This window comes from Calditerrivibrio sp. (assembly GCA_026415135.1).
Classification (GTDB): Bacteria; Chrysiogenota; Deferribacteres; order Deferribacterales; family Calditerrivibrionaceae; genus Calditerrivibrio.
In genome coordinates, this window is record JAOAHS010000037.1 from 32,742 (window position 1) to 58,859 (window position 26,118).

Annotated in this window: 26 protein-coding genes and 1 riboswitch; of the genes, 8 read left to right on the top strand and 18 right to left on the bottom strand. The window is 36.9% G+C overall.

What is annotated here, in order from left to right:
* The first annotated feature begins 1 nt into the window (after position 1).
* The gene (locus tag N3C60_07145; GenBank protein MCX8084675.1) at positions 2-784 is read left to right on the top strand and encodes an SDR family oxidoreductase; all 783 of its coding nucleotides are present in this window, start codon (positions 2-4) and stop codon (positions 782-784) included.
* 2 nt (positions 785-786) lie between these two features.
* Here the strand turns inward: N3C60_07145 and N3C60_07150 are convergent, their stop codons facing one another.
* Genes N3C60_07150 through N3C60_07160 form a run of 3 tightly spaced genes read right to left on the bottom strand, consistent with a single transcriptional unit; the run spans position 787 to position 3,676 of the window.
* Positions 787-1,443 (bottom strand): sulfite exporter TauE/SafE family protein, encoded by a 657-nt coding sequence (locus N3C60_07150; GenBank protein ID MCX8084676.1) that lies wholly within the window; start codon positions 1,441-1,443, stop codon positions 787-789.
* Between the two features lie 2 nt (positions 1,444-1,445).
* A complete protein-coding gene (locus N3C60_07155) occupies positions 1,446-2,984 on the bottom strand; it encodes a DUF3365 domain-containing protein (GenBank protein ID MCX8084677.1) in 1,539 nt (512 codons plus the stop codon).
* A complete protein-coding gene (locus tag N3C60_07160; GenBank protein MCX8084678.1) occupies positions 2,981-3,676 on the bottom strand; it encodes a response regulator transcription factor in 696 nt (231 codons plus the stop codon). Before N3C60_07160 ends, N3C60_07155 begins: the two co-directional genes overlap by 4 nt.
* A 187-nt stretch (positions 3,677-3,863) precedes the next feature.
* Here N3C60_07160 and N3C60_07165 point away from each other — a divergent pair, with 187 nt between their 5' ends.
* The 5 genes from N3C60_07165 (at position 3,864) to thiH (ending at position 8,975) form a co-directional block, all read left to right on the top strand.
* Complete coding sequence (locus tag N3C60_07165; GenBank protein ID MCX8084679.1) at positions 3,864-4,493, top strand: phosphatidylserine decarboxylase; 630 nt, start codon at positions 3,864-3,866, stop codon at positions 4,491-4,493.
* The gene (gene pssA / locus N3C60_07170; protein MCX8084680.1) at positions 4,493-5,236 is read left to right on the top strand and encodes a CDP-diacylglycerol--serine O-phosphatidyltransferase; all 744 of its coding nucleotides are present in this window, start codon (positions 4,493-4,495) and stop codon (positions 5,234-5,236) included. The genes N3C60_07165 and pssA overlap by 1 nt, the downstream gene beginning before the upstream one ends.
* A gap of 85 nt (positions 5,237-5,321) precedes the next feature.
* On the top strand, positions 5,322-6,872 hold the full coding sequence (locus tag N3C60_07175; GenBank protein MCX8084681.1) for a 2-isopropylmalate synthase: 1,551 nt from the start codon (positions 5,322-5,324) through the stop codon (positions 6,870-6,872).
* A 42-nt stretch (positions 6,873-6,914) separates the two neighbouring features.
* Positions 6,915-7,005, top strand: a riboswitch (TPP riboswitch).
* Between the two features lie 56 nt (positions 7,006-7,061).
* Complete coding sequence (locus N3C60_07180) at positions 7,062-7,838, top strand: thiazole synthase (GenBank protein ID MCX8084682.1); 777 nt, start codon at positions 7,062-7,064, stop codon at positions 7,836-7,838.
* 12 nt (positions 7,839-7,850) lie between these two features.
* A complete protein-coding gene (gene thiH, locus N3C60_07185) occupies positions 7,851-8,975 on the top strand; it encodes a 2-iminoacetate synthase ThiH (protein MCX8084683.1) in 1,125 nt (374 codons plus the stop codon).
* Here the strand turns inward: thiH and N3C60_07190 are convergent.
* The 9 genes from N3C60_07190 to sucC form a co-directional block, all read right to left on the bottom strand.
* Positions 8,956-10,098: an MFS transporter gene (locus tag N3C60_07190; GenBank protein MCX8084684.1), complete on the bottom strand. Its 1,143-nt coding sequence runs from the start codon at positions 10,096-10,098 to the stop codon at positions 8,956-8,958. The two genes, thiH and N3C60_07190, sit on opposite strands and share 20 nt — an antisense overlap.
* Position 10,099: 1 nt before the next feature.
* Positions 10,100-10,912 (bottom strand): NAD+ synthase, encoded by an 813-nt coding sequence (locus tag N3C60_07195; GenBank protein ID MCX8084685.1) that lies wholly within the window; start codon positions 10,910-10,912, stop codon positions 10,100-10,102.
* A 6-nt stretch (positions 10,913-10,918) separates the two neighbouring features.
* Positions 10,919-11,746, bottom strand: a complete 828-nt coding sequence (locus N3C60_07200) for a hydrolase (protein ID MCX8084686.1) — start codon at positions 11,744-11,746, stop codon at positions 10,919-10,921.
* Positions 11,743-12,222 (bottom strand): cyclic pyranopterin monophosphate synthase MoaC, encoded by a 480-nt coding sequence (moaC, locus tag N3C60_07205; GenBank protein ID MCX8084687.1) that lies wholly within the window; start codon positions 12,220-12,222, stop codon positions 11,743-11,745. The genes N3C60_07200 and moaC overlap by 4 nt, the downstream gene beginning before the upstream one ends.
* A 39-nt stretch (positions 12,223-12,261) precedes the next feature.
* Positions 12,262-13,353, bottom strand: a complete 1,092-nt coding sequence (ychF, locus tag N3C60_07210) for a redox-regulated ATPase YchF (protein ID MCX8084688.1) — start codon at positions 13,351-13,353, stop codon at positions 12,262-12,264.
* 46 nt (positions 13,354-13,399) lie between these two features.
* Positions 13,400-15,238: a translational GTPase TypA gene (typA, locus tag N3C60_07215; GenBank protein MCX8084689.1), complete on the bottom strand. Its 1,839-nt coding sequence runs from the start codon at positions 15,236-15,238 to the stop codon at positions 13,400-13,402.
* A 274-nt stretch (positions 15,239-15,512) separates the two neighbouring features.
* A complete protein-coding gene (locus tag N3C60_07220) occupies positions 15,513-15,812 on the bottom strand; it encodes an MTH1187 family thiamine-binding protein (protein ID MCX8084690.1) in 300 nt (99 codons plus the stop codon).
* Positions 15,813-16,023: 211 nt separating this feature from the next.
* Positions 16,024-16,896 (bottom strand): succinate--CoA ligase subunit alpha, encoded by an 873-nt coding sequence (gene sucD, locus N3C60_07225; GenBank protein MCX8084691.1) that lies wholly within the window; start codon positions 16,894-16,896, stop codon positions 16,024-16,026.
* Positions 16,893-18,074: an ADP-forming succinate--CoA ligase subunit beta gene (gene sucC / locus N3C60_07230; GenBank protein MCX8084692.1), complete on the bottom strand. Its 1,182-nt coding sequence runs from the start codon at positions 18,072-18,074 to the stop codon at positions 16,893-16,895. Before sucC ends, sucD begins: the two co-directional genes overlap by 4 nt.
* A 285-nt stretch (positions 18,075-18,359) precedes the next feature.
* Here sucC and N3C60_07235 point away from each other — a divergent pair, with 285 nt between their 5' ends.
* Together N3C60_07235 and N3C60_07240 are read left to right on the top strand one after the other, a co-directional pair.
* Entirely contained in the window at positions 18,360-19,670 is a 1,311-nt protein-coding gene (locus N3C60_07235; protein ID MCX8084693.1) for an OmpP1/FadL family transporter, read from the top strand.
* Positions 19,671-19,743: 73 nt separating this feature from the next.
* Complete coding sequence (locus N3C60_07240; protein MCX8084694.1) at positions 19,744-20,673, top strand: MBL fold metallo-hydrolase; 930 nt, start codon at positions 19,744-19,746, stop codon at positions 20,671-20,673.
* A gap of 7 nt (positions 20,674-20,680) precedes the next feature.
* Here the strand turns inward: N3C60_07240 and N3C60_07245 are convergent, their stop codons facing one another.
* Genes N3C60_07245 through N3C60_07270 form a run of 6 tightly spaced genes read right to left on the bottom strand, consistent with a single transcriptional unit; the run spans position 20,681 to position 26,118 of the window.
* On the bottom strand, positions 20,681-21,094 hold the full coding sequence (locus N3C60_07245) for a CoA-binding protein (GenBank protein ID MCX8084695.1): 414 nt from the start codon (positions 21,092-21,094) through the stop codon (positions 20,681-20,683).
* Positions 21,095-21,115: 21 nt separating this feature from the next.
* Positions 21,116-22,024: a quinolinate synthase NadA gene (nadA, locus tag N3C60_07250; protein ID MCX8084696.1), complete on the bottom strand. Its 909-nt coding sequence runs from the start codon at positions 22,022-22,024 to the stop codon at positions 21,116-21,118.
* Positions 22,008-22,811 (bottom strand): TIGR00282 family metallophosphoesterase, encoded by an 804-nt coding sequence (locus tag N3C60_07255; protein ID MCX8084697.1) that lies wholly within the window; start codon positions 22,809-22,811, stop codon positions 22,008-22,010. The genes nadA and N3C60_07255 overlap by 17 nt, the downstream gene beginning before the upstream one ends.
* Positions 22,812-24,374, bottom strand: coding sequence for a ribonuclease Y (gene rny / locus N3C60_07260; GenBank protein ID MCX8084698.1), 1,563 nt, complete (start codon positions 24,372-24,374; stop codon positions 22,812-22,814). It lies immediately after the preceding gene.
* A gap of 3 nt (positions 24,375-24,377) precedes the next feature.
* A complete protein-coding gene (locus tag N3C60_07265; GenBank protein MCX8084699.1) occupies positions 24,378-24,971 on the bottom strand; it encodes a 5-formyltetrahydrofolate cyclo-ligase in 594 nt (197 codons plus the stop codon).
* Entirely contained in the window at positions 24,910-26,118 is a 1,209-nt protein-coding gene (locus N3C60_07270) for an AAA family ATPase (protein MCX8084700.1), read from the bottom strand. The genes N3C60_07265 and N3C60_07270 overlap by 62 nt, the downstream gene beginning before the upstream one ends.

Here is a 26,118-nt window from a genome sequence, read left to right on the forward strand (position 1 = left end):
GATGGATCTTAGTTTAAAAGGTAAAGTTGTATTTGTAGCCGCATCGAGCAAAGGTATTGGATTTGGGGCAGCTAAAGAGTTGGCTAAAGAAGGAGCTCTCTTATCCATATCCAGTCGCAATACAAATGAACTTGAGAATGCTTACTGTGAATTAAAAAGATACACAGAAGTAATATATTCCCATATGGATGCAACTAATCTTAATTCCATAGAACAATGGATAAACAGTAGCTTACAACATTATGGTAGGGTCGATGGCCTAGTAATAAATGCTGGAGGTCCCAAAGCAGGTTTTTTCGAAGATCTTTCAGAAGATGACTGGTTTGCTGCGTATAATCTAACCCTCATGAGTGCTGTAAGAATGATACGTTATGTACTACCGTCTATGAAAAAACAAAACAGTGGTTCCATCGTATCAATTACTTCAACCTCCACAAAAGAACCGATAGATAATCTATTACTATCAAATGTTTTTAGATCAGGTGTCCAGATACTCATGAAGTCCCTATCAATAACACACGGGGAGTATAATATAAGATTTAATAATGTTGCACCAGGTCGAATACTCACCGATAGGCTCAAACTCCTAGATGAAATCAACGCAAACAAAAAAGGTATAAGCATCGATGAACAAAGAAGATTGGAAGAGGCATCAATCCCACTCAAAAGATATGGTACCATTGAAGAAATAGGTAAAGTAGTGGCTTTTTTGATCTCTGATGCAGCATCTTACATTTCAGGCAATACCATTTACGTTGATGGTGGAAAGGTAAGATCCTTATAAAATTATAAAGAAAATCTAAAGCCTATATATATAAAATAGCATCCCATACCGATTAAGATGATGGCTGATATTTTACCAAAAATCTTATACCTTTTTTGAAAGACATTTCCCACAAGGGAAAAAATCAACAATGGTATAGCTGACCCCAAGCCAAAAAGTGACATTGCGATTACACTTTTTATTGTAGAAGAGAGCCCAAAAGCTGAGATAAGAGCCCCATAGAGCAAACCACATGGTAGAAAACCCAATACAATACCTATCAAATATGGGCTTTTAATATCCAGACTATTTATTACCGAAGATGAGTTAAAGCATAATCTGGATTCTATCTTCAAAAAAATATTCATACCAATTATCATAGATATACCATAAACAATAAGGAAGACCCCAGCCAGAAAAGATGTTATCTTCTGAATACCTACCATAGAAGATGCATAATTTACTATATCCCCAATAAATGACACTACCACAGATAAAAGAATATATGTAGTTATCCTTCCAAGGTTATAATAAATTTGAGGTTTTAAAAGAATCCAATAACCTTTATTTAGACTAAACTTACTACTTACAAAAATAACAAATGGATGACACATAGCAATACAATGTCCAAAACCACCCATCAACCCTAACATAAAAAAACCTAAAAAATCAACCACCATAATCAACCATCATACGGTATAGTGATTATCACCCTCGTATACTCACCCTCTTCACTTTCCACATCAATTGACCACCCTAATTTTAAAGTAGATTGGTACACTATAGACATACCTAAGCCAGTTCCGGGCAACGTATGTTTTACATTAGAGCCCCTATAAAATCTATTGAATATTTTATCCACCTCTTCCTTTCTGATACCTAATCCGGTATCATAAACCTCTATTGTTATCCTACCATCTTTATCCTGTTTTGATGAAACAATTATCTTGCCACTTTCCTTATTGTACTTTATACTATTTGATATTATGTTTTTAAAGATGTGAAAGAATACTTCCTCATCAGTATTAATTATCAAATCATCATCAATATGAACAGAAACACTCAACCTTTTGTCTACAATCTCCTTTTCAAAAAGCTCTATTATCCCCAGTATGGTTTCTTTAACTTTAACCTCTGAAATCTCCAGGATATAATCTGTATGTTCTAACCTTGATAACAGTAAAAACTGATCAAGGGATCTCTTCATTACATTGATATTGTTATAAATAACTGTGATAGCCTTTTCCAAAAGTTGGGGATCCTCAGAGATCTTTTTTTCCCTTAACATTTCAGAATAGGATAAAATCTTTGTCATCGGAGTTCTAAAATCATGGGCCATTGTGTCTATAACATCTGTCTTCATTTTGTTCAACGTTAAAAGTCTCTCATTTTTTAGCTTAAGTTCTTCATATAGTTGTACATAATTGCTTACTGCCTCCTTAAGTTTATTCTTTAGTTCCTCTTCATTCTTAGCAATCTTTAATACCATATTATCAAAAGCCTGTGATAGATGTTCTATCTCATCGTGTGTCTTTAGGTTTGTCTGAATGTTGTAATTATTATTCATCACCTGATTAGAAGCATCAGCTAATACCTTTATATGTTTTATAACCAAATTATTAACAAGAATCGTCACCGTAAAGATTATACTACTAAATGTAATAAAACCAAACAGATAAAACATCTTATTATTCAGGAGAATAGCTTCTCTGACTGAATTTAATGGTATAAACACAGATATCCCTCCCCTCAAATCACCCACTTTATACCCTTGGTAGTAATGACACTGTAAACATGACTCGTTGATATGCAAAGGAGCCATGTACCGGAAAACCGCTCCTATCTTAGGATCTTCAATAATTTCAGAAAACTCTTTCTCACCTTTTTTGAAGTACTTTATGGCTTTCTTTTCAAACTCATCGGGAGCATTTTCTGGATTTACCAACACATCGCTTGTAATATGAAACTTAAAACTAGCCATTCTGTTGGCATATTCAGAAAGCTCTTTTGTAGCTACAGCAGGAACAGGCTCTATTCTCCCCCTATTCTCAGCAACCCATTGTCTAGTAATAACGATCATCTTAAACAATGTTTCAGCTTGTATCTTAGCTTGATTAAAGAGTAGCTCCTTTTGATGATGCCAGACAATCATAATAAGAGGTGATATGATCAAGATGGTAACCAGTGATAAATAAATGACAAACTTCTTAATAAGTGTCATTCTTCTAACTTGTAACCAACACCAGAAACAGTCTTAAGATAAACCTGCCCTTTAGGATTTTTCTCTATCTTTTGCCTTATATGTTGGATGTGCACATCAATACTTCTGGACCATTTATAGAGGCTATCCTTACCCCACAGATCGTTTATCATTTTTTCCCTTGATACCACCTTGCCTTTATTTTTTAATAGATACACAAATATTTCAAACTCTTTTGGAGTAAAATTTATCTCCTCACCATCCTTTGTTACCCTCATATTTTCCATATCAACAGAAAATCCTTTATAGGCTAAAACCTTTGCTTCATCAGAAGAATTCACCTTACTACAAGCACATCTCCTAAGTATCGCCTTTACCCTTGCCAGTAATTCTATATTTTCAAAAGGTTTTGTAAGATAATCATCTGCACCATACTCCAGGCACAACACCTTATCTGTCACACTCTCTTTTGCGGATAAAATCAAAATTGGCATATTTGTCATCTTTCTGATATTTTTACAGACCTGCTCCCCTGATAGATCTGGAAGATTAAGGTCTAAAATCACCATATCGTATAAATGCTTTTTGAGCTTTTCTATGCCAGAAAACCCGTTGGCAGCAGTATCCACCTCATATCCTTCTAAATCAAGCAGGATTTTAAGCATATCTAAGATTTCATAATCATCATCTATAATTAAAATTTTACAGCTCATATATACTAAATATGATATTGTAAGATTTTATTCAAGAGAAAAATTAATTCAAACAACAAAAAACTACATTTTATAATTTATTATGAAATAAGTTGTTTTCATTAAAACATCCTTACAGCATCTATAAAAAATATTGATTTTATCAAAAATCAATATATAATATCATAAAATTCTATAGGAGTAGCAATTGATAGCAAAAGAAGGTTTTTCTTATGTTACAATATCTGGCACATTATTTCTCATTGTATTCTTTTTACCAAAATGGTTTTTTACACTGCTCTTTTTCTCTTTAACCGTTCTTTTTCTGATATTTTTTAGGGATCCTGAAAGGGATATACCAATAGAGAAAGGGATTGCGGTATCTGGTGCAGATGGTAAAGTCGTAGAGATAGGGGAAGAAGAGCTAAATGGGGAAAAGTTTTTGAAAATAAGTGTTTTTATGAACGTATTCAATGTACATGTTAACCGTGTTCCAGTCGATGGTGAAGTGGTAAGTGTGGAACACAGACCTGGTAAATTCATCTCGGCGGACAAAAAAGAGAGCTCCTTTGTAAATGAGCAAAATGTTATTACGATAAATTCCCAATACGGCAAAGTCGTTGTAAAACAGGTAGCCGGTTTTATAGCAAGAAGAACTGTATCATATCTTAAACCTGGTGATAAGGTAAGATTGGGAGATAGACTCGGTATAATAAAGTTTTCATCAAGGGTAGATCATTATTTCCCCCTTACAGCAAAGGTGAATGTTCAGATGGATGATGTAGTGGTGGCAGGGGAAAGCATTTTGGTGAGATTCCCAGTAGAAGAGGAAATTTAATGATCAGAAGAACATACGTTTTCCCAAACCTCATCACAATAATGTCGATGTTTGCAGGTTTTTACTCAATAATTGCATCACTTAATGACTTGTATGTAAATGCAGCATACGCTATTTTAGTATCTTTCGTATTTGATGGCCTTGATGGAAAAGTTGCACGACTGTTAAATGCCACCAGTGATTTTGGTGTGCAATTGGACTCTTTAAGTGATCTGGTTGCCTTTGGTGTAGCCCCAGCTGTTTTGATATACAAATGGCTCTTGATACCGTATGGAAGGATAGGTTGGATGGCTGCCTTTTTATTTGTAGCATGTGGTGCCCTAAGACTAGCAAGGTTTAATGTACAGGCTGGAAAAGTAGACAGTACATTCTTTGTTGGTTTACCAATACCCGCTGCTGCTGGTGTTATAGCTTCCAGTGTTTTGTTTGTAAAAGAGTTTTTCGGTGACCCTTACTTTTTTTCTATACCATTAGGCTTTGTTTTTCTCATCTATGCCCTTGCCTTCTTGATGGTGAGCAATTTCCCTTATTATAGTTTCAAAAAGGTTGAATGGATATCGGTAAAACCTTTCAATATATTGGTTAGCTTTGTCCTGGTAATTTTTTTACTAGGACTTTATCCTGAGGTAATGCTTTTTATATTCTTTGTAGCTTTCGCTATATCTGGTATTGTTACTAAGCTCCTACGACTCCATAATAAAAAGTCTGCTGTGTATTCTGAGTCTGGGACTAAACAAGTGTAACGTCTTAGAAAGATAAAAACAAAGGCCCCGGCTTAGAACAAGTCGGGGCTTTTTTTATAAATTACTTTTATGGAGGTAAGTTAAAATGAGCAGAAGAATTTTAATATTTGACACAACCCTTAGGGATGGTGAACAGGCACCTGGCTTTAGTATGAATGTGGAAGAAAAGGTCAAAATGGCTTTACAGTTGGAAAAACTTGGAGTTGATGTTATTGAAGCTGGATTTCCCATATCATCCCCCGGTGATTTCGAAGCAGTAAAAAGAGTAGCCCAAACAGTCAAAAATCCAATAGTAACAGGACTTTGTAGAGCCAATGAAAAGGATATTCAGGTGGGCTGGGATGCCCTAAAACACGCAGTAAGACCGAGGATACATACATTTATAGCAACATCAGACATACACATGAAACATAAGCTAAAAAAATCACCAGAAGAGGTTTTAGATATAGCTGTAAAAGCAGTGAAATTTGCAAGAAACCTTTGCGATGATGTAGAGTTTAGTGCAGAAGACGCCACTAGGAGTGATCTAGACTTTCTATGCAAAGTAGTGGAAGAGGTAATCAAAGCTGGGGCAAAAACTGTAAATTTACCAGATACAGTTGGCTATACAGTACCTATGGAATACGAAAAAATCATCTCCACTATTATGAACAGAGTACCAAACGTTGACAAAGCGGTCATCAGCGTCCATTGTCACAATGACTTAGGCTTAGCTGTAGCAAACTCACTCGCTGCGATAAAGGCTGGAGCAGGACAGGTGGAATGTACCATCAATGGTATTGGTGAAAGAGCAGGCAATTGCTCCTTAGAAGAAGTTGTTATGGCTCTTTACGTTAGAAAACCTCTTTTTGATGTGGAGGTAGGAGTTAATACAAAGGAGATATACAGATCAAGCAGGTTGCTTACATCCATCACTGGAGTAGATGTTCAACCCAACAAAGCCATCGTAGGTAAAAATGCCTTCGCCCACGAAGCTGGTATCCATCAGGACGGTGTATTAAAGGAAAGAACAACGTACGAGATAATGACACCAGAAAGCGTAGGCTACCCCTCCAACAAACTTGTTTTAGGCAAACACTCTGGCAGGCATGCATTTGTAGCAAGATTGAAAGAAATGGGGTTCGAACTCAACAATAATGAGATAGAAATCGCCTTTGCAAAGTTTAAAGAACTTGCTGACAAGAAAAAAGAGGTTTACGATGAGGATATAGCGGCAATTGTCGAAAATCAGATCTCCACCCACAAAGAGTTCTTCGCATTGGAATACCTGAATGTCACCAGCGGTAATACCTCTATCCCCACAGCCACTTTACAGGTATCCAACGAAAAGGGTGATATACTCACTGATGCCTCAATAGGTGATGGTCCGGTGGATGCATCCTTCAAAGCCATAGAAAGGGTTACAGGGGTTGAAGGGAGGCTAAAAACCTATAAGATACAAGCAGTCAGTGCAGGTAAAGATGCACAAGGGGAGGTTACCCTTAGCGTCGAATTTGAAAAATGTGGTTACGATATAACCGGTAAAGGTTACTCAACAGATATCGTTCAAGCAAGCGCCCTTGCATGGCTAAATGCCTTAAATAGATACCTATCAAGAAAACAACTATCAAAGGTAATAGAGGACAAAGGGGTATAAGTAAAAATATATTGAATTATTTTAAAAAGAGTGTATATTCATCTTTATCCGTGGGGGTGCCCAAAAGGCTGAGAAATACCCCTTGAACCTGATGCGGGTAATGCCGCCGAAGGGAATCGGGTGCTAAAATGCCATCCGTACCTACTTCAGGCGGATGGCATTTTTTTATATTAAACTCTGGAGAATGAGATGTTTAAAAATGAGATAACCATTGCAGGTAGAACATTTAGAAGTCGTTTGATGTTAGGTACTGGGAAGTTCCCATCAAGTAAAGTGATGAAAGAAGCCCTCGAAGAAAGTGGAGCAGAGATTATCACGGTAGCTCTTAGGAGAGTAGACATACAAAATGCCGAAGATGATATCCTCTCCCATATAGATACCCAAAAATACCTTTTACTTCCAAATACCTCAGGAGCAAGGGATGCCGAAGAAGCTGTAAGACTTGCACGTATTGCAAGAGCTGCTGGCTGTGAACCCTGGGTTAAACTTGAAGTCACACCAGATCCATACTATCTGTTACCGGATCCTATTGAAACCTTCAAAGCTGCCGAAATACTCATAAAAGATGGTTTCAAAGTGTTGCCCTATATAAATGCTGATCCCGTTTTAGCAAAAAGGTTAGAAGAGATAGGTTGCGCAACAGTGATGCCCTTAGGATCACCTATAGGTAGCAATAGAGGCATTAGAACAGTGGAAAATTTAAGAATCATTATAGAACAGGCAAATGTACCAGTTGTCGTGGATGCAGGTATAGGTGCTCCTAGCCATGCAGCCCTGGCCATAGAAATGGGAGCAGATGCCGTATTGGTAAATACTGCCATAGCTACAGCAGATAATCCTGTAGAGATGGCAAAGGCTTTTAAATATGCAGTGGAAGCAGCCTGTTTAGCGGTAAATGCAGGTATCCCCACAGAAAAACAAAGAGCAGAAGCATCTAGCCCCCTTACGGGTTTTCTGAGGGATTAGGAGGAGCCGACTATGAGTTTTGCTGATATAATAAAACAATATAACTGGCATGAAGTCAAAGATTTTATATACTCCAGAAAAAGGGAAGATGTAATAAAGTCTCTAAAAAAAATAAAATTAACAGAAGAAGATTTCGCTACACTTTTATCCCCTGCAGCAGAAGAGCTTTTGGAACAGATGGCAAAACTATCAAAAGAGATAACTCTAAAAAGGTTCGGAAAAACCATACTCCTATACGCACCCCTTTATCTCTCCAACAAATGCACAAACTCGTGTGTCTACTGTGGCTTTAGTAAAAAAAACAACATACCCCGTAAGACATTAACCTTTGATGAAATAGAAGAGGAATCCAAAGTTATCTCATCAGAAGGTATTAAACATATACTCTTGGTATCAGGGGAAACTCCAGCAGATGTAAATATGGACTACCTAAAGCAGTCAGTTGAAATATGTAAAAAGTATTTTTCATCTATAAGTATAGAAATTCAACCTCTATCTAAACAAGAATACTCCGCCCTTTATCATTGTGGAGTAGATGGTCTCACTATCTATCAGGAAACTTACAATCAGGAATCCTATAAAAAATACCACCTTGGTGGTAAAAAAACAGATTATTTCTGGCGACTTGAAACACCAGAAAGGGGTGCAGAAGCAGGTCTAAGAACTGTTGGTATCGGTGCCCTTATGGGTCTTGAAGATTTTAGAGTAGAGGAATTTTTTGTTGGCATTCATGCAAAATATCTCATGAAAAAGTACTGGAAAACCCATATAAAGGTTTCATTCCCCCGTATAAGATTTGCTGAAGGTGGTTTTAACCCACCATATCCAGTAAAAGATAAGAATCTACTTCAATCCATGCTTGCTCTTAGAATCTTTCTAAACGATGTTGGTTTAGTAATCTCCACTAGAGAGCCAGCTGATTTCAGGGACAACATTGTGGGACTTGGAGTAACCCAGATGAGTGCTGGTTCCAGAACAAACCCCGGGGGATACACAGAAAAAGAGAATACTGGTCAACAATTCTCTATGGAAGATAAAAGAGGGGTCAAAGAGTTTGCTGATATGCTCAGAAGTAAAGGTTACGACCCCGTTTTTAAGGACTTTGATGTAAACTATTTTAAAACTGGTGCTGCTTAATCCTGATAGCTGAAAGGATTGCTATTGATATTATAATGGAAAGAGCCAACAAAAAAGCCACCCATCCAAAGTACTTATAAATATACCCAGGTAAGAATGTCCCTAAAACACCACCGGTATAATAAAAAGAAACATAAAGACCATTTACTATCCCTTTATTCTCACCAGAAATCCTGTTTAAAAAACCAGAAGCTATCGAATGAACAGTAAACATACCAGTACAGAAAATAAACATCGCTACGAATATCCATAAAATATCTTTTATGGCAAAAAAAGGTATGCTAAGAAGATACACCCCTAACCCCACCAAGATGACACAACTCTCCCATTTTAACCACTTTATTAGTCTAATCGAAAGTAAAGAAACAATAATCCCCATTACATATCCAGAATAACTAAGACCGATGACAAACTCACTCACTCCTTCAGATATCTCTTTCAATCTAAAAGGGATAAAATTCAGCATCGATGCAAAAACAAAAAAAGTGCAAAATATTAGAATGTAGGTATTACTAAATATAGCGTTCTGCAGAACATCAATAGCTTTTTTAAATGTTATCTTATCTTTAGCCTGAATGCTATAGTCTGATATATAATAAAGCGCAATTATGCTAATTATAAGGCTAACACCTAAAATAAGAAAACCGTATCTCCAGCCAAAAAACTTTGATATGAGCCCTGACATAAACCTACCTAAAAATCCACCAAGTATCGTTGCTGCAATATAAAACGACATAATCCTCTGCAAAACAGATTTTTCAGAAGAAACCGATATATATGTCATGAGAGAAGTAAGAACACCTGGAATAAGAAAACCTTGAATTAGCCTTATCAATATCAACAAATAAAAATTATAAACAAAAAATATTATAAGCTCCAAGAGAGCAAGCAATGAAATAGCAAAAGCAAGTATTTTTTTGGCACTAAACTTTTCCAATACAAACCCATAAATGATAGGTGACAAACTAAGGGGTAACATGGTAACAGTAGTCACAAGGGCAGCACTCGATTTATCCACCCCAAACTCCTTCATAAGTATCGGCAATAACGGCTGTGGAGAATAAAGAACTGAAAATGTAAGAACAGCGGTATAAACAATGAAAAAGATATCTTTTATCTTCAGGTTAATACCCCCAATCCCTGCTGTATCTAAAATCTCTGTCTATTGTTCTATGGCTGATCTTTGCTATGATCGGTAACTGTCTTTTAAATTGATTCTTCCTAATCCTCTCAGAAACATTGTCTATAAAATCTTCATTAAAACCGAGTCGGATCAACTCCTCCTTAGACATACGCTCATCTATCATATGATATAACAAACGATCCACCTCTTTATAGGTGAACCCAAGTTCATCCTCATCTGTTTGACCAATCCAAAGATCAGCAGTGGGCTTTTTCTTAATCAAACGCTCCGGAATACCCAAAAAATCAGCCAACTCCCACACCTGAGTTTTGTACAAATCACCTATTGGATTGATGGCAGAAGCCAGATCCCCATACCAGGTACCATACCCCAAAAGAAGCTCTGTTTTATTACTTGTACCCAAAACAAGTGCTCTATATTTTGAAGACATGTCAAAAAGGGTAACCATTCTCATTCTTGCCATAACATTACCCATCCTAATCTTATCATCGGGTCTGAGTTTTTCAAAAAAAGCATCTACAAAAGGTGTTATCTCAACAACATCCATGTTTAATCCAAATTTTTCTGCTAATATCGTAGCATCATCAAAGCTTTCTTTACTACTTGTTTTGTATGGAAGATAAAAGGCAAAGACTCTATCCCTACCCAAGGCCCGAACGGCAAGTACAGCAGACAAAGCAGAGTCTATACCCCCACTAAGACCAACCACAAGATTGTTAAAACCTGTTTTCTCGGTTTCCTCTTTGATAAAATTTGTCAAGACTTCAGTTACTACAGAATAGTTAAGCTGCATCAATCTTTACTCCATCTTCTTTATAAACTCTTTTAATATAGTCAAATCCTCGTCTCTATAAAAAGGGCTTGTTATTCTGCTCCTTCTAACAGTAGTATCATCGATATCCACAACAGATCTATCCTCATAGAAAAGAGCACAAGCTCCTGATTCATTCCCAAGTGCATCAACACAAACAGATCCACCCCAAAAAGTCACACCATCCTCTACACCTACCCTATTAACAAATAATGTATTTACAGTAAGATTATTAGAAATAAATTTTATAGTGTTATGCCATAGCTCTTTTGAGTAAAATTTCTCTTGGAAAAACCCTCTCGCAGGGGAATTTGATATGATGATTATATTTTTTACATTTTGGATCGAATAGAGATAAAGAGCACTCAGATGCAAAGCATCCTCACATATCAACAGACCTGTTTTACTACCGAGCATATCGAAAGCTATAAACTCATTACCAGCAGCAAAGTATCTCGATTCCTCAAACATAGTATAGTTTGGCAAGTACACCTTTTTATGTAGATACTTTAATCTGCCATTTTCAAAATATCCTGCAGCATTAAAAAACTGGTGGTTTTCATCTTCAAAAGGGAAACCCACTATGATAGCTATCTTTTCTGATAGTTGTTCAAAAAGCTTTATAACAGGTGAATTAAGCCTAATGGAAACATCAAAAACAAGATCTCTAAGATAATATCCAGAAAGGGAAAGTTCTGGAAATACAATAAGATCCATACCCTTTTCCACAGCATTATGAATTTCATTTTTATGAATATCTAAGTTTTTGTTGATATCACCTAAGTTTGGTTTAATCTGTGAGAGATAAACTTTCACCTATCACCCCTTTTAAAGTCCCCACTCTTACCACCACTTTTTGAAAGAAGCATGATATCTGATATCACCATTTCCTTATCAACAGCTTTACACATATCATAAATGGTAAGGGCAGCAATAGAAACACCAGTAAGAGCTTCCATCTCAACCCCAGTTTTACCCGTAAGCTTCACTATAGCCTTTATCTCAACGTAGGATCCATTTATATTTGGTTCAAAAAATATATCAGCACCTGTAACATTTAATGGATGACACATGGGGATCAGATCAGATGTTTTTTTTAGACCCATAATGGCTGCAACTCTGGCCACTTCAAAAACATCACCTTTTTCGATATCTTTATTTAATATTCTTGAAAGGGTCTCTGGCTTCATATAAACTCTACCAGATGCAGTGGCAACGCGAAACGTATCCTGTTTTTCGGATACATCCACCATTCTACTTCTACCTTCTTCATCAAAGTGTGTAAACTTCATAAATCACCTTCTTCCCTATTACAATTATATCAGATAAAATTAGACATTAAATCTAAAATATATTATATCACCATCTCTTACAATATAATCTTTACCCTCTAATCGCGTTCTACCTAACTCCTTAGCTTTTTGCAAAGACCTAAGCTCAACAAATGTCTCGTAATCTGTTACTTCAGCCCTTATAAACCCCCTTTCAATGTCGGAATGAATTTTACCCGCAGCCTTCTGGGCATTGGTCCCATTTTCAATAGTCCATGCTCTGACCTCTTTTTCTCCTGCAGTAAAATATGTAATCAGATTTAATAGCTTATACCCCTCCTGTATCATCATCTCAAGACCAGATTTTTTAAGCCCCAAAGCCTCCAAAAACTCTCTTGCCTCCTCCTTTTCCAGTTCTGCAATTTCAGCTTCTATCTTTGCAGATATCTTAATGGACACTGCCCCCTCTTTTTCCGCATACTCCCTTACCCTTTTTACAAAGTCATTGTCAGTACCCAAGCCCTCTTCATCTACATTCATGACATACATGACAGGTTTTGCAGTAATAAAGCTATACTCCTTGAGCAACTCTTTTTCCTCTTTGCTCATTATATTCCTCAGCATTACTCCATCAGAACCTTTATCAAAAAGTTTTTGTAATATATCCACTTTCTCCTTTATAGCCTTATCTCCACTTTTTGCAGCTTTACTATATTTATTTAGAGCTTTTTCCAAAATCTCCAGATCAGACAAGAGCAACTCACTGTTTATAATCTCAATATCCCTTATGGGATCTATAGCACCCTCCACATGGGTTACGTCATCATTCTCAAAGCATCTAACAATATGTGCTACTGCATCCACCTGCCTAATGTGAGTCAAAAACTGATTCCCCAGCCCTTCACCTTTACTGGCACCTTTCACAAGACCTGCAATATCGACAAATTCTATAGTCGTAGGGGTAGTCTTCTTAGGATTTATTACAGAGGATATAAAATCCAGTCTTTCGTCGGGAACATTTACAATTCCTATATTTGGATCTATCGTACAAAAAGGGTAATTAGCACTTTCCACATGTGCCTTTGTTAAAGCATTAAAAAGTGTAGACTTACCTACATTCGGCAAACCCACAATACCACAGTTAAATCCCATAATTCCTCCTGGTTTCAGATACTACAAAAAATATCATTGGTCAACTTCAATGGAGATTCTGCTTCTTGGACCTCAAATTATGTCTATCCTGAGCAGATAAAATCTCTTTTCTTAATCTTATACTCTTAGGTGTAACCTCTACTAACTCATCTTCAGCAATAAAGTTGATAGCCTGTTCAAGTGTCAAAGGTGTCACAGGACGGAGAATAATGTTTTCATCTTTGCCAGCAGCTCGTATATTTGTAAGTTTTTTTTCCTTACATGGATTAACATCGAGATCACCCATTTTATTGTACTCACCTATAATCATCCCTTCATAAACCTCATCACCAGGAACAACAAACAATCTACCTCTTGGTTCTAAGTGGAACAAAGCATAAGCTACAGCCTTACCCTGTCTATCGGAAACAATAGAACCAGAATATCTTGTTGGAAAATCCCCTTTATACTCTTCGTAACCTTTAAGGTATGAGCTTATCAAACCTGTCCCTTTAGTATCTGAAAGAAACTCATCCCTGTAGCCTATAAGCCCCCTTGATGGTATAGTAAACTCTACCCTTATTCTGCCGCTACCTTTATTTATCAGATTTATCATCTTCCCTTTTCTGAGGGATAACTTCTCTGTAACAACCCCCAAAAATATCTCATCGCAATCGATATAAAGATGCTCTATGGGTTCCAATACCTTGTCATTTTTTCTCTTCATTATCACCTGTGGCCTACCCACACATAATTCATACCCTTCCCTCCTCATAGTCTCAAGTAGTATAGCCAGCTGAAACTCACCCCTACCCTTGACGATAAGACAATCCGCATCCTCAGTATCTTCAACCTTTATAGAAACATTCTTCATTGCCTCTTTGTATAACCTTTCCTTTATCTTACTAGACTGTACATATTTACCTTCCCTACCTGCAAAAGGGGAAGTATTTGCCAGAAACTTCATAGAGACCGTTGGTTCATCCACAGTTATCCTTTTTAAAGGTTTGGGGTAATCCCTCTTGCAGATTGTATCACCTATCATAACATTATCTATACCTGATATTACGATAATGTCCCCCTCCTCAGACACTTCAGCTTCCTTTAGGACTAGTCCGTTATAAGATTGAATCTTTGACACCTTCAATGGAATATTTTCACCTGATTCGTTGATACACACAAGGGCATCATTTTGCCTTACAGAACCATTAAAAACTTTACCAATAGCCAATCTACCTAAATAATCTGAATACCCCAAATCAGATACAAGCATCTGAAAAGGTTCATTTTCATGATAAGATGGTCCAGGAAACTCCTCCAACACCAAATCGAGCAATAAAGACATATCCCCATCAGGGTCATCCAAATTTTTCTTAGCAATCCCTTCCCTACCTATTGTATATATAATTGGGAATTCTATCTGTTCATCATTGGCATCCAAATCTATAAACAGCTCATAAATCTCATCCAATACTTCATGGGGTCTTGCATCTTTTCTATCTATCTTATTGATTGCCACTATTATTTTAAGTCCAGCAGCAAAAGCTTTACTCAAGACGAACCTCGTCTGGGGTAAAGGCCCTTCAGAAGCATCCACCAACAGAATAGCCCCATCCACCATTGATAATGCCCTTTCCACTTCCCCACCAAAATCCGCATGTCCTGGTGTGTCTATGATGTTTATCTTTACACCTTTATAAAAAAGTGAACAATTTTTAGCCGCAATGGTTATCCCCTTTTCCCGCTCCAAATCCATACTATCCATGATTCTTTCTTCCACCTGTTGATCCTCTCTAAAAAAGCCACTAAATTTAAACAAACTATCCACAAGGGATGTTTTCCCATGGTCAACATGGGCTATAATTGCAATATTCCTGATATGATCATTTCTTAATATCTTCTTCATTTTTTCTCCTATATTCAAAATAGCTGATTTTTTTACATTACTTCGGAAGGGAAAGCAATAGAAATATTATAAATCTACCATCACCGATAGATAACAGCACACCTATTACTTACTTCCATTAGACTATTGGGAAACTTCAGAAAACATCCCACCATCACCCATCAAAACCAAAATAATTTTTTAATGTTAACTAAACTCTAATAAAATAATTAACATCAATCTAAACACATTACAATGATATCCAAAGTTTTATAGACAGTAGATCAGATCTATCTCAATTATTGAGTTTTTCCATCACAGACTCAACTTTTTCTTGCATACCACTTTTACGATCCTTTTTGTAATCTATCTTTATAGTAATGGATATTCTGTTACACTCTTCCAACTGCCTAACCCCTTCATCTATCACTTTAAAAACAACTTGTAGGTCCTCACCTTCAATAATAGTCCCCATTGGGGTTAATTGCCATTTTAATCCTGAATCTTTAACAACCTTTACTACCTTAGCAACATATTTTGAAACAGACTCCTCTTTACCCAATGGCGTCACACTAAAAATGCACATTGCACTCATACCTTTACCTCCTTTTTTAATAATATAGAATATGTTTTCATAATAATCAATAATACAAATATAAATTTTTTGTTTACAGATATTGACAAATTTAATTTTTAATATATATTTATCTCATGCATCCTCCCCATCAATAAAGTTTCAACCCCTATTAGCCAGAGCAAATGCTCTGGCTTTTTTTTGCAAAAAAAGGGGGCTAAGCCCCCACAAACTATCCATTTAAAACCTTAGCAACCGTAGCTCCAATTTCCGCTGGACTCACCACCACATGAGCACCTGCTGCTGAAAGGGCATCCATCTTCTCCTTTGCAGTACCTTTACCACCTGCTATAATAGCTCCAGCATGCCCCATTCGCTTACCTTTTGGTGCCGTTTGACCTGCGATAAATGCGACCACAGGTTTTTTAATCTTTTCTTTAATTAGCTCTGCAGCTTCTATCTCCAGAGTACCACCTATCTCCCCGATCATAACTATAGCTTTTGTTTCTGGATCAGCTTCAAACATAGGTAAAAGCTCTTTATAACTAAGCCCAATGATCGGATCACCACCAATACCAACTGCTGTAGTTATACCATAACCAGCCTTTACAATTTGATTGCTAGCTTCATAGGTCAGTGTTCCAGATTTGGATATCAACCCCACGCTCCCTCTTTTGAAAATAAAGCCCGGCATGATACCGATCTTACATTCCTCAGCAGTAATAATACCTGGGCAGTTTGGACCTATCATCATCATACCCACTTTATTAGCATAAGCTTTTGCAATCATTATATCCTTCACAGGAGCACCTTCAGTGATCGCTACTGCGAGCTTGATTCCTGCATCAGCCGCTTCCATAATAGCATCACCTAAAAATGCAGGTGGAACAAAAATTATACTAACATCAGCTCCTGTAGCTTTTACAGCCTCTTCTACAGTATTAAAAACAGGTTTACCAAGATGCTCAGTACCACCTTTACCTGGGGTAACTCCGCCAACTATATTTGTGCCATATTCCATACACTGTTGTGCATGAAAAGAACCTTCTTTGCCAGTAAAGCCTTGAACAATGACCTTTGTATTTTTATTGACTAAAATACTCATATTAATTCCCCCTTTGCCGCTTTTACTGCCTTGATAGCACCATCTCTCATGTCGGTAGCTGAGATGATATTTTTAATACCACAATTATTCAATATCTCTGCAGCTTCTTCAGCATTTGTACCATCCAATCTTACTATAACAGGAACTTTCACTTCCGTCGCCTTTGCAGCTTCAAGGATACCGTTGGCCACCCTTTCACACCTGACTATACCACCAAAAATATTAACAAAAATAGACCTGACATTTTTATCCCTGAGTATTATCTCAAAACCTTTTGCCACGGTTTCTGCTGTGGCACCACCACCAACATCTAAAAAGTTTGCTGGATTACCACCTTCGTGTTTGATAATATCCATCGTAGCCATAGCCAAACCTGCACCATTTACCATACATCCAACATTTCCATCAAGTTTAACATAGCTTAAATTGTAGTTTGACGCTTCTATTTCAGTAGGCTCTTCCTCCAAAAGATCTCTCATAGCTTGTGCCTCGGGCTGTCTAAACAATGCATTATTATCAAACGAAACTTTTGCATCCAGTGCCACGAATCTTTTATCCGTAGTTCTAACGAGGGGGTTTACCTCCACCAATTCTGTATCATAGTCTTCATATACTTTATAAAGAGCCTGAATAAAGTTTATAAACCTATTAACTTCTTCCTTAGGTAAGCCCAAAGCAAACGCCAGCTTCCTTGCATGAAAAGGTTGAAAACCTATCAGAGGGTCTACATGTATTTTAACAATCTTTTCGGGGGATGTTGCAGCCACCTCTTCTATATCCATTCCCCCTTCGGAAGAAGCTATTATAACAGGCATCTCTTTTGCACGATCTAAAAGTATACTTAAATAAAACTCCTTTTCAATATCAAGCCCCTCTTCAATATAGACACGATTTACAACCTTACCTTCAGGACCTGTTTGATGTGTAACCAAAGTTTTACCTAAAAGAGACTTTGCAATAAGCCCAACTTCTTCGGTAGACCTTGCTATTTTAACTCCACCGGCTTTACCTCTACCACCAGCATGTATCTGGGCCTTTACAACCCAGAGTTCTTTTTCACCTCCCAACTGCTGAGCAATTTTCACTGCATTTTCAGCCTTAAAAGCTACGTATCCTCTTGGTGTAGGGACACCATACTTTCGAAAAATATCTTTCGCCTGATGCTCATGAATATTCATATCGACCCCTTATGATTTATTTTTTAATTAACACACAACATCTTATCAGATCTAAGATATTGTCCTTTAAAGATTACAAAAATTTATATTACTTTTGGTATGACATTTCAACCATTTTTTAATCACACTAAAATTTTGAAATATAATTTTATTTTGACAAAATTGATTTATTGGTTTATAGAAATATAATTTATACATTTTTTGTTATACATTTGTATAGGCAAATGAAGTCTAAAATAGTGGCAAAGTTGAATTTTAACTATAATAAAAAAGGAGGATGCAATTATGAAAAAGATCTTAGTAGCATTGAGCTTCATTGCTATCTCAGCAAACCTTGCCCATTCAAACGGCTTTCAGATAAATGAGCAAGGAGCAAAAGCCTTAGGAATGGGAGGGGCATTTGTAGCCCAAGCAGATGACCCTTCGGCAGTATATTTTAATCCAGCTGGGATAACACAATTGGAAAAGTTTCAGTTTTCTGCTGGTTTATCACCTATTTCACCTGTAGCCACATTTAAAAGCGACCAAACTGGAAAAGAAACAGATGCAAAAAAAGAAACATTTTATATTCCAAACATGTATGCAACTCTAAAGATAACAGATTCTTTGAGTTTTGGCTTAGGTATCTTTGCAAATTTTGGACTTGCCACAGAGTGGCCAGATAACTGGGAAGGAAGATATATCACTGGAGGCACAAAAGCACAAGTAGTCTCCCTCACTATAAACCCAAACATAGCCTACAAGTTAAACAAAAACTTAAGCGTAGCCGCAGGCATAAATATTCAAAGGATGGATATAACATTAGAAAACAAAGTTAAAATAGTCCCTTACGGAAACAATTATTTGGTTCTATCTTCAGATGGTCACTCTGCTCTTGAAGGCAAAGATGACTGGGGTGTTGGCTGGAATGTAGCTTTGCACTACAAGATTACTGACAATTGGAATTTTGGAGCCTCATATAGAAGTAAAATAAAACATGAATTTAAAGAAGGTACACTAAATATGACTCTTCCCCCAGCAGCTGTATACACAAACACATTTACTAATACAGGTCTAACGACACCAGCCATGAATATTCAAAAAACTGGATCAGCTACTTTGGAATTACCTGATATATTCTACATCGGTACATCATATAAAATAGGTAGCTTTACTTTTGAAATAGATGGACAGTGGACAGGGTGGTCTTCTTACGATAAATTGAGAGTTGACTTTGAAGATGGTAGTTATCAAGAAAAACCGAAAAATTGGAACGATTCTTGGGCCTACAGATTTGGTATTCAGTATAAAGTTAATGAAATCCTTTCTTTAAGGGCTGGTATCATTAGGGATGAAACTCCTATTCCTGACGACACAGTTGATCCACTTGTTCCTTCAGGTAACAGATGGTTATATGCTTTGGGTTTTGGTCTGAATTTTACAAACTGGACATTCGATTTCGCATACAACTATCTTGATGATGAAGGTCGAAGATTTAATAACCCTGTGGGTAAGTCAGCTCCTTACCTAACGCCGGTTGTCCCAAAACCAGTAACAGGTGAATTCAAAGATGTAAAAGCCCACATTTTTGGCATCAATATAGGTTACAAATTTTAATAAAGGTACCGTTGCAGGTGGAAAAATAGGTCTCCTCCTGCAACCTAATTTAGATCCTTTACTTTTTTAAACTATGATACAACACACAGTAAATACACCATTTGTAGTAGGTCCAGTTCATTTTTACAGCACAGAAATGCATGATGGAACCATTGTCATGTTCGACACAGGACCTCATACACCAGAAGCTTCCACTTATATTTCCAAACATGTGGATTTAAGCAGGTTATCATATCTTTTTATCACCCATTGCCACATTGATCATTATGGTATGCTTTACCATATAAAAAAGAATACTAACGCAAGAATTTTTATATCAAGATATGACCAGCTAAAGCTCAAGCTCTCAGATGAAAGAGTTGAATTAATATCTGAGATTCTTGCTAAGGAAAAATTCCCTTATAAAGCCATTAAAAGTATAAGCTCTGTAAGTGAATACTTCAGGGATATCCTGCCTTTTCCCGAAGCAGAAATACTTGAAGATCATATAGAACTGATAGAAAAACTACATATCTCATTTTTACATTGTCCAGGCCACACCCAGAGTGATATAGATTATCTTTATCAAAACTACGCAATAACAGGGGATGTTATTCTCAGGGATATTTTTCAAACTCCACTTTTGGATATAGATTTAGATACCCCAAACAATCGTTATAACAATTACTTGGCTTTTCTTAATACAGTAGAAAAACTCATGTCCATAAAAGATCTTATTTTTCTTCCAGGACACAATATTACAATTGATAATATCAAATACAGGATTGAATGTTATTTAGAGAAATTTTTATCAAGGGTTTGTAAAATTGGACCAAAGCTATTGGTCGGTGATGTTTACAGCACCCTTAAACATATAAACATAGACCCATTTAACAACCCGTTTATATCATATTTAAAAACATCTGAAATATTTTTCATGAGAGATATCATATTGAATCCAGAACCACTTAAAAAGATTATAGAAAAATACGACTTAAATATAGAAATCTTTAACAATTGTTAAGAGTATATCACCCAACCAGTTTTAGCCTTAAAAACTCTTTAAATATACATTTATCCATAATTATGGGTATATTGTGCTCCTTAGCAATCCTTTCAGCTTCTTCAGAATAAACCTCCTCCTGTAACCAGATAAACTTAGCACCTATTTTAATAGACTCCTTAACTATCTCTGGAGCTGCTTCACTTTTACGAAAAACATCTACAATATCGGGTCTGACAGGAACATCAGAAATGGCTTTATAGGCTTTAACCCCCAACACTTCAGTTTCATTGGGGTTTACTGGGTAACAGTTATACCCTTTCCCCATTAAAAACTTCATAACACCATTGCTTGCCCTTTCTGGATTATTGGAAGCACCAACTATTACAATATCCTTCGCATTTATTAAAAACTGCCTCAAAAAATCATCTGTAATACTCATACATCACCTCAAAAAATTGTATTAGTAATTTCTCGGTACCTCAAGCATCCTCTGAATAGATTTAAGCGCCCTTACCCTTATATCTTCAGGTACAGTTACCACATACTGTTCTTTTAAAAGAGCATCATAAACACTTTTTAACGTTATTTTTTTCATATTTCTACATTGAAACGTATCATAGGCCATGATAAACTCTTTATCAGGATTCTCCAACTTCAAACGGTAGAGTACCCCTCTTTCTGTTCCAATTATGAAGCGCTTTTTATCTGACTTTTTTATATAGGTATAAAAACCCGAAGTGGAACAAACATGATCCGCCAAATCAACCACATCAGGAGGACACTCAGGGTGACACACAAAAACCGCATCAGGATACTTTTCCTTAAGAGATAAAATCTCTTTTGATGTTAATCGCTTATGGATGGGGCAAAAACCCTCCCATAATATAATCTCTTTATCCACAAATCTCGATACATAATGTCCAAGATTCATATCTGGCGCAAAAATAATTCTATTCGTTTGTAAAGACTTCACTATATTTACAGCATTTGCTGAAGTACAGCATATATCACATTCAGCCTTTACATCCGCCGAAGAATTAACATAGCAAACAACCGGTACACCGGGATACGACTCTTTCATCTTCCTCAACCCCTCAGCAGTAATCATATCTGCCATCGGACAACCTGCATCAATCTCTGGTAAAAGAACTTTTTTATCCGGCGAAAGGATGTAGGCTGTTTCAGCCATGAAGTGAACACCACAAAAGACTAAAACCTTATTTTTAACCTTCGAGGCTTCAATACTTAGCCCTAAAGAATCACCTGTAAAGTCTGCAATCTCTTGAATTTCATCTATCTGATAGTTATGAGCCAATATCACTGCATCCTTTTCCTTTGCCAGCTTCTTTATTTCAGCTTTTAGATCCATCTTTTTCTCCAAAGATATTATATATCTTATTATAACTTACAACACATCTTTTCTCAAGATCAAAAGAAAAGATTACGCCGCTAATGACTCCACGCCCCTTTAACTCCACCTCATTTTTATCAGGCATCCCAGATATAAAACGATTTATAGCTTTCTGGGAATTCATCCCAATTACAGAATCTATCCCTCCACACATACCTACATCTGTAATGTAAAAGGTACCTTTTGGCAAGATCCTGTCGTCATTGGTCTGGACATGGGTATGGGTACCAATAACCGCAGTAGCTCTTCCATCAACGTAAAAGGCAAAAGCGTTCTTTTCACTTGTCGCCTCTGCATGAAAGTCTACAATAATAATATCCGTATCTTCATTATGGAAAAAACTGTCAAAAGCTTTAAAGGGGCAGTCGGATAAGGGCATATAAACTCTACCCATTAGGTTTAACACAGATACCCTCACACCTTTTTTTTCCAACCTAATAAACCCCTTACCTGGCTGTAAACTACTTACATTTTGAGGCCTCAGGACTTCATCACACTTTTCTACATCCCTTTCAAACTCTTTCTTATCCCACACATGGTTACCTGTGGTAATTACATCAATACCCAAACCTTTCAACTCATCATAGACCTTTTTCGTTAGTCCAAAGCCCCCAGCAGCATTCTCCCCATTTGCGATGACAAGATCAGCCTGGTGCTTTTTAATGAGCCCCCTCATATGATCTTTGAGCAGACTTCTACCATATCTACCTATTATATCACCAAGAAAAAGCACATTAAATGTCATTTATCTTGCATACTCCACAGATCTTGACTCCCTGATAACAGAAACTTTTATCTGTCCTGGATAGGTCAACTCCTCCTCAATCTTTTTAGCGATATCCTTTGCAAGAGTATACATAGCATCATCGGTAACTACATCTGGTTCGACTATAATACGAACCTCTCTACCAGCCTGAATAGCATAAGTTTTACTTACCCCTTCAAAACTTTTTGCTATCTCCTCGAGCTTTTCAAGTCTTTTAATATACGCTTCAAGGACCTCTCTCCTTGCACCTGGCCTTGATGCAGAAATAGCATCTGCAGCCTGTATCAAAACAGACTCCACATATTTAAATTCCTCTTCTCCATGATGTGAAAGGATAGCATTTATTATTCTTGGATCTTCATTATATTTTTTTACTATTTCGACCCCTATCGCTGTGTGGGATCCCTCACTCTCGTAATCTACAGCTTTACCAATATCATGAAGTAATCCCATCCTTTTTGCCATCTTTTCGTTTAATCCCAGTTCAGCAGCCATTAAACCAGCAATCTTAGCAACCTCGATAGAATGGGCTAAAACATTTTGTCCATAACTCGTTCTAAATTGAAGCCTGCCAACAAGCTTTAGAAGTTCGGGATGAATATTGTGTAAACCTAATCTAAAAGCAGTCTCTTCTCCCACCTCAAGGATCTTCTTGTCAAGCTCTTCTTTGCTCTTCTCGTATATTTCTTCTATCCTTGTGGGATGAATTCTTCCATCAGCTATCAGTTTTTCCAGTGTCATTTTGGCTATCTCCCTACGATACGGATCATAAGATGACAATATAACCGCCTCAGGAGTATCATCCACTATGATATCGACACCTGTTATACTTTCAAATGTTCTTATATTTCTACCCTCTCGTCCTATAATCCTACCCTTCATCTCATCACTTGGAAGATTAACAATCGATACAGCTATTTCACCAACATATTCTGGTGCACACCTCTGGATAGCCGTAGCAACAATCTCTTTACTCTTCTTCTCTGCTTCCCTTTTAGCCTCCTCTTCGATCTCCCTTACTATCCTTGCAGCATCCTGTTTGGCTTCAGCTTCCATAAGAGATATGAGATAGTTCTTAGCCTCCTCCTTTGTCATACCAGCGACTTTTTCAATCTCTGAAAGCATTTTCAATTTCATGTTTTCAGTCTCGATTTTCAGAGCTTCTACCTCTTGGAGCTTCCTATCAAACTCCTGTTCTTTTTTACTTATAAGCTCCTCTTTCTTCTCAATCAATTCGATTTTCTTATCGATCGACTCCTCCTTGGTCAAAAGCCTTTTTTCTACAAGTTGTAATTCCTTTCTTCTTTCCTTCATCTCCTTTTCTGCTTCCTGCTTTGCTTTAAATACTATGTCCTTAGCTTCGATCTTAGCATCTTTTACAATCTCATCCGCTTCCCTTTTAGCCCGCTGTATTATTTCATCAGCAGCTCTATTCTGTTTTGCGTTTTCCTCAGCTATTTTCTTCTTTTGTATCTGCTGCCCAATAAAAAAACCTGCAGCAACACCAACAATTGCAACAATAATAGATATAACAACAGTCATAATCTACCTCCTGTAAATATTTTCTTCTGTAATAACTATATCAAGATGTTTATCCCAGGGATCTATTTCTATATGCTGGACCAATTGAAACTGGTAAGCCAGCCCAACTCTAACTCCCTTAACATCTTCTAGTATCCTATCATACACACCTTTACCCATGCCAACTCTGTTACACATAACATCAAACGCCACCAGCGGTATCACCACCACATCAAAGTCATACCTTACTTCATTGCTTTCAGGTTCCTGTATCCCATATTTGCCGGTGATCATCTTATCATCACCTTCATATTTGCAAGGCAAAAATAACCCATTTACATGTTTAGGCAAAAAGATTAGAGCATCTTTTTTATAAAGAGTATCTATAATATATTTAGTTCTCACCTCATTACCTACACTCCAGTAAACGAGATAACTACACCTATCCCCATAGAGATTTAAAAATCTATCTTGAATTATCTTACTTTTTGTCTCTACCAAGTTTATATCCAGTGTTTTTCGAAAATCCACAACGCTACATCTAATTTCAGCCTTACTAACCATATCTTTTTTTCCCTTTCCACAACTCTGATAATCTGTCCCTGATCTTCTTTTCAAAACCATACTCCGAAGGAAAATAGAATTGCTCCTCAATACCCATATAATCCTGAGAAACAAAACCGCCATATTCAAAAGGGTACTTATAGCTTTTGGAGTTGCTTTTTATAGTGTTTGGTACTAATACATCATGCTCTTTTAAAAAGTTGCTAACATTTTTCATCGCTTCATAGCTTCTATTACTCTTATGACAAGAAGCCAGATAAGTAACTGCATGGGACAAAAGGATCTCCCCTTCAGGCATTCCAACCCTTTCAAAGAGATTCCAAACAGCCATAAGGAACACTGCAGCATCCGGATGAGCATTTCCTATATCCTCAGAACAGCTTATTGCAAGCCTTCTAAAGATAGTATCAGCACTTACACCAGATCTAAGCAATTTATAGCACCATAATAGGGCAGCATCCGGATCGCTTCCCCTTATACTCTTGATCAACGCAGACAAAAGATCATAGTGATCATCCACAGAATATTGGGAGGACAAAATAAGTTCATCCACCTCAAACATTGGTTTTACCGAACCATCTGAAATATCAGCACAGCTTATTGCAGCATCTATGAAATTCAATAGCCTTCGACCATCTCCTCCAGAAACTTTTACTGCTCTTTCCACTAGATGGTCTTCAAACTCTATCTCCTTTATACCTCTTGATCTTTTAAGATGAACAATAGACCTTTCTGCTATCTTTTTTAATGACGCATCATCTAACTTTTCAAATTTTAAAAAATGTGCCCTCGACCTTATAGCAGGTGTCAAAGAAAAAAAAGGGTTTTCTGTAGATGCACCAACTACCTTTGCATATTTTTCATCAACAACATCTAACAATAAATCCTGTTGTACTTTCGTAAATCTATGTATCTCATCAATGAAGATCAGAGCACCTTGACCGGTCTTTTTTGCAGTATCTATGATCTTTTTAATATCGGAACTACCTGATGATGACGCATGAAAACAGTAGTATGGCAGACAAAGCTCATTACAAAGTAATCTAGCAAATGAACTCTTTCCGGTCCCTGTAGGCCCTGTTAAAATAAGGATATCAAACTCCCCTTTTAAAATAAACCTCACCTTAGGGGAATTAAGTACCTTTTGCCCTATCAGTTCATCCAAACTTTTTGGTATTAGCTCATCTACTAATCTCTGCAT

Bases quoted from the DNA above. Each gene is read 5' to 3' on its own strand.
- sucC (MCX8084692.1), bottom strand. From the start codon at position 18,074: ATGAATATTCATGAGCATCAGGCGAAAGATATTTTTCGAAAGTATGGT.
- N3C60_07240 (MCX8084694.1), top strand. From the start codon at position 19,744: ATGATACAACACACAGTAAATACACCATTTGTAGTAGGTCCAGTTCAT.
- thiH (MCX8084683.1), top strand. From the start codon at position 7,851: ATGAGTTTTGCTGATATAATAAAACAATATAACTGGCATGAAGTCAAA.
- N3C60_07180 (MCX8084682.1), top strand. From the start codon at position 7,062: ATGTTTAAAAATGAGATAACCATTGCAGGTAGAACATTTAGAAGTCGT.
- N3C60_07245 (MCX8084695.1), bottom strand. From the start codon at position 21,094: ATGAGTATTACAGATGATTTTTTGAGGCAGTTTTTAATAAATGCGAAG.
- N3C60_07150 (MCX8084676.1), bottom strand. From the start codon at position 1,443: ATGGTGGTTGATTTTTTAGGTTTTTTTATGTTAGGGTTGATGGGTGGT.
- nadA (MCX8084696.1), bottom strand. From the start codon at position 22,024: ATGGATCTAAAAGCTGAAATAAAGAAGCTGGCAAAGGAAAAGGATGCA.
- ychF (MCX8084688.1), bottom strand. From the start codon at position 13,353: ATGGGATTTAACTGTGGTATTGTGGGTTTGCCGAATGTAGGTAAGTCT.
- sucD (MCX8084691.1), bottom strand. From the start codon at position 16,896: ATGAGTATTTTAGTCAATAAAAATACAAAGGTCATTGTTCAAGGCTTT.
- pssA (MCX8084680.1), top strand. From the start codon at position 4,493: ATGATCAGAAGAACATACGTTTTCCCAAACCTCATCACAATAATGTCG.
- N3C60_07235 (MCX8084693.1), top strand. From the start codon at position 18,360: ATGAAAAAGATCTTAGTAGCATTGAGCTTCATTGCTATCTCAGCAAAC.
- N3C60_07155 (MCX8084677.1), bottom strand. From the start codon at position 2,984: ATGACACTTATTAAGAAGTTTGTCATTTATTTATCACTGGTTACCATC.
- typA (MCX8084689.1), bottom strand. From the start codon at position 15,238: ATGAAGAAGATATTAAGAAATGATCATATCAGGAATATTGCAATTATA.
- N3C60_07160 (MCX8084678.1), bottom strand. From the start codon at position 3,676: ATGAGCTGTAAAATTTTAATTATAGATGATGATTATGAAATCTTAGAT.
- N3C60_07255 (MCX8084697.1), bottom strand. From the start codon at position 22,811: ATGACATTTAATGTGCTTTTTCTTGGTGATATAATAGGTAGATATGGT.
- rny (MCX8084698.1), bottom strand. From the start codon at position 24,374: ATGACTGTTGTTATATCTATTATTGTTGCAATTGTTGGTGTTGCTGCA.
- N3C60_07220 (MCX8084690.1), bottom strand. From the start codon at position 15,812: ATGAGTGCAATGTGCATTTTTAGTGTGACGCCATTGGGTAAAGAGGAG.
- N3C60_07175 (MCX8084681.1), top strand. From the start codon at position 5,322: ATGAGCAGAAGAATTTTAATATTTGACACAACCCTTAGGGATGGTGAA.
- N3C60_07145 (MCX8084675.1), top strand. From the start codon at position 2: ATGGATCTTAGTTTAAAAGGTAAAGTTGTATTTGTAGCCGCATCGAGC.
- N3C60_07270 (MCX8084700.1), bottom strand. From the start codon at position 26,118: ATGCAGAGATTAGTAGATGAGCTAATACCAAAAAGTTTGGATGAACTG.
- moaC (MCX8084687.1), bottom strand. From the start codon at position 12,222: ATGAAGTTTACACACTTTGATGAAGAAGGTAGAAGTAGAATGGTGGAT.
- N3C60_07195 (MCX8084685.1), bottom strand. From the start codon at position 10,912: ATGCAGCTTAACTATTCTGTAGTAACTGAAGTCTTGACAAATTTTATC.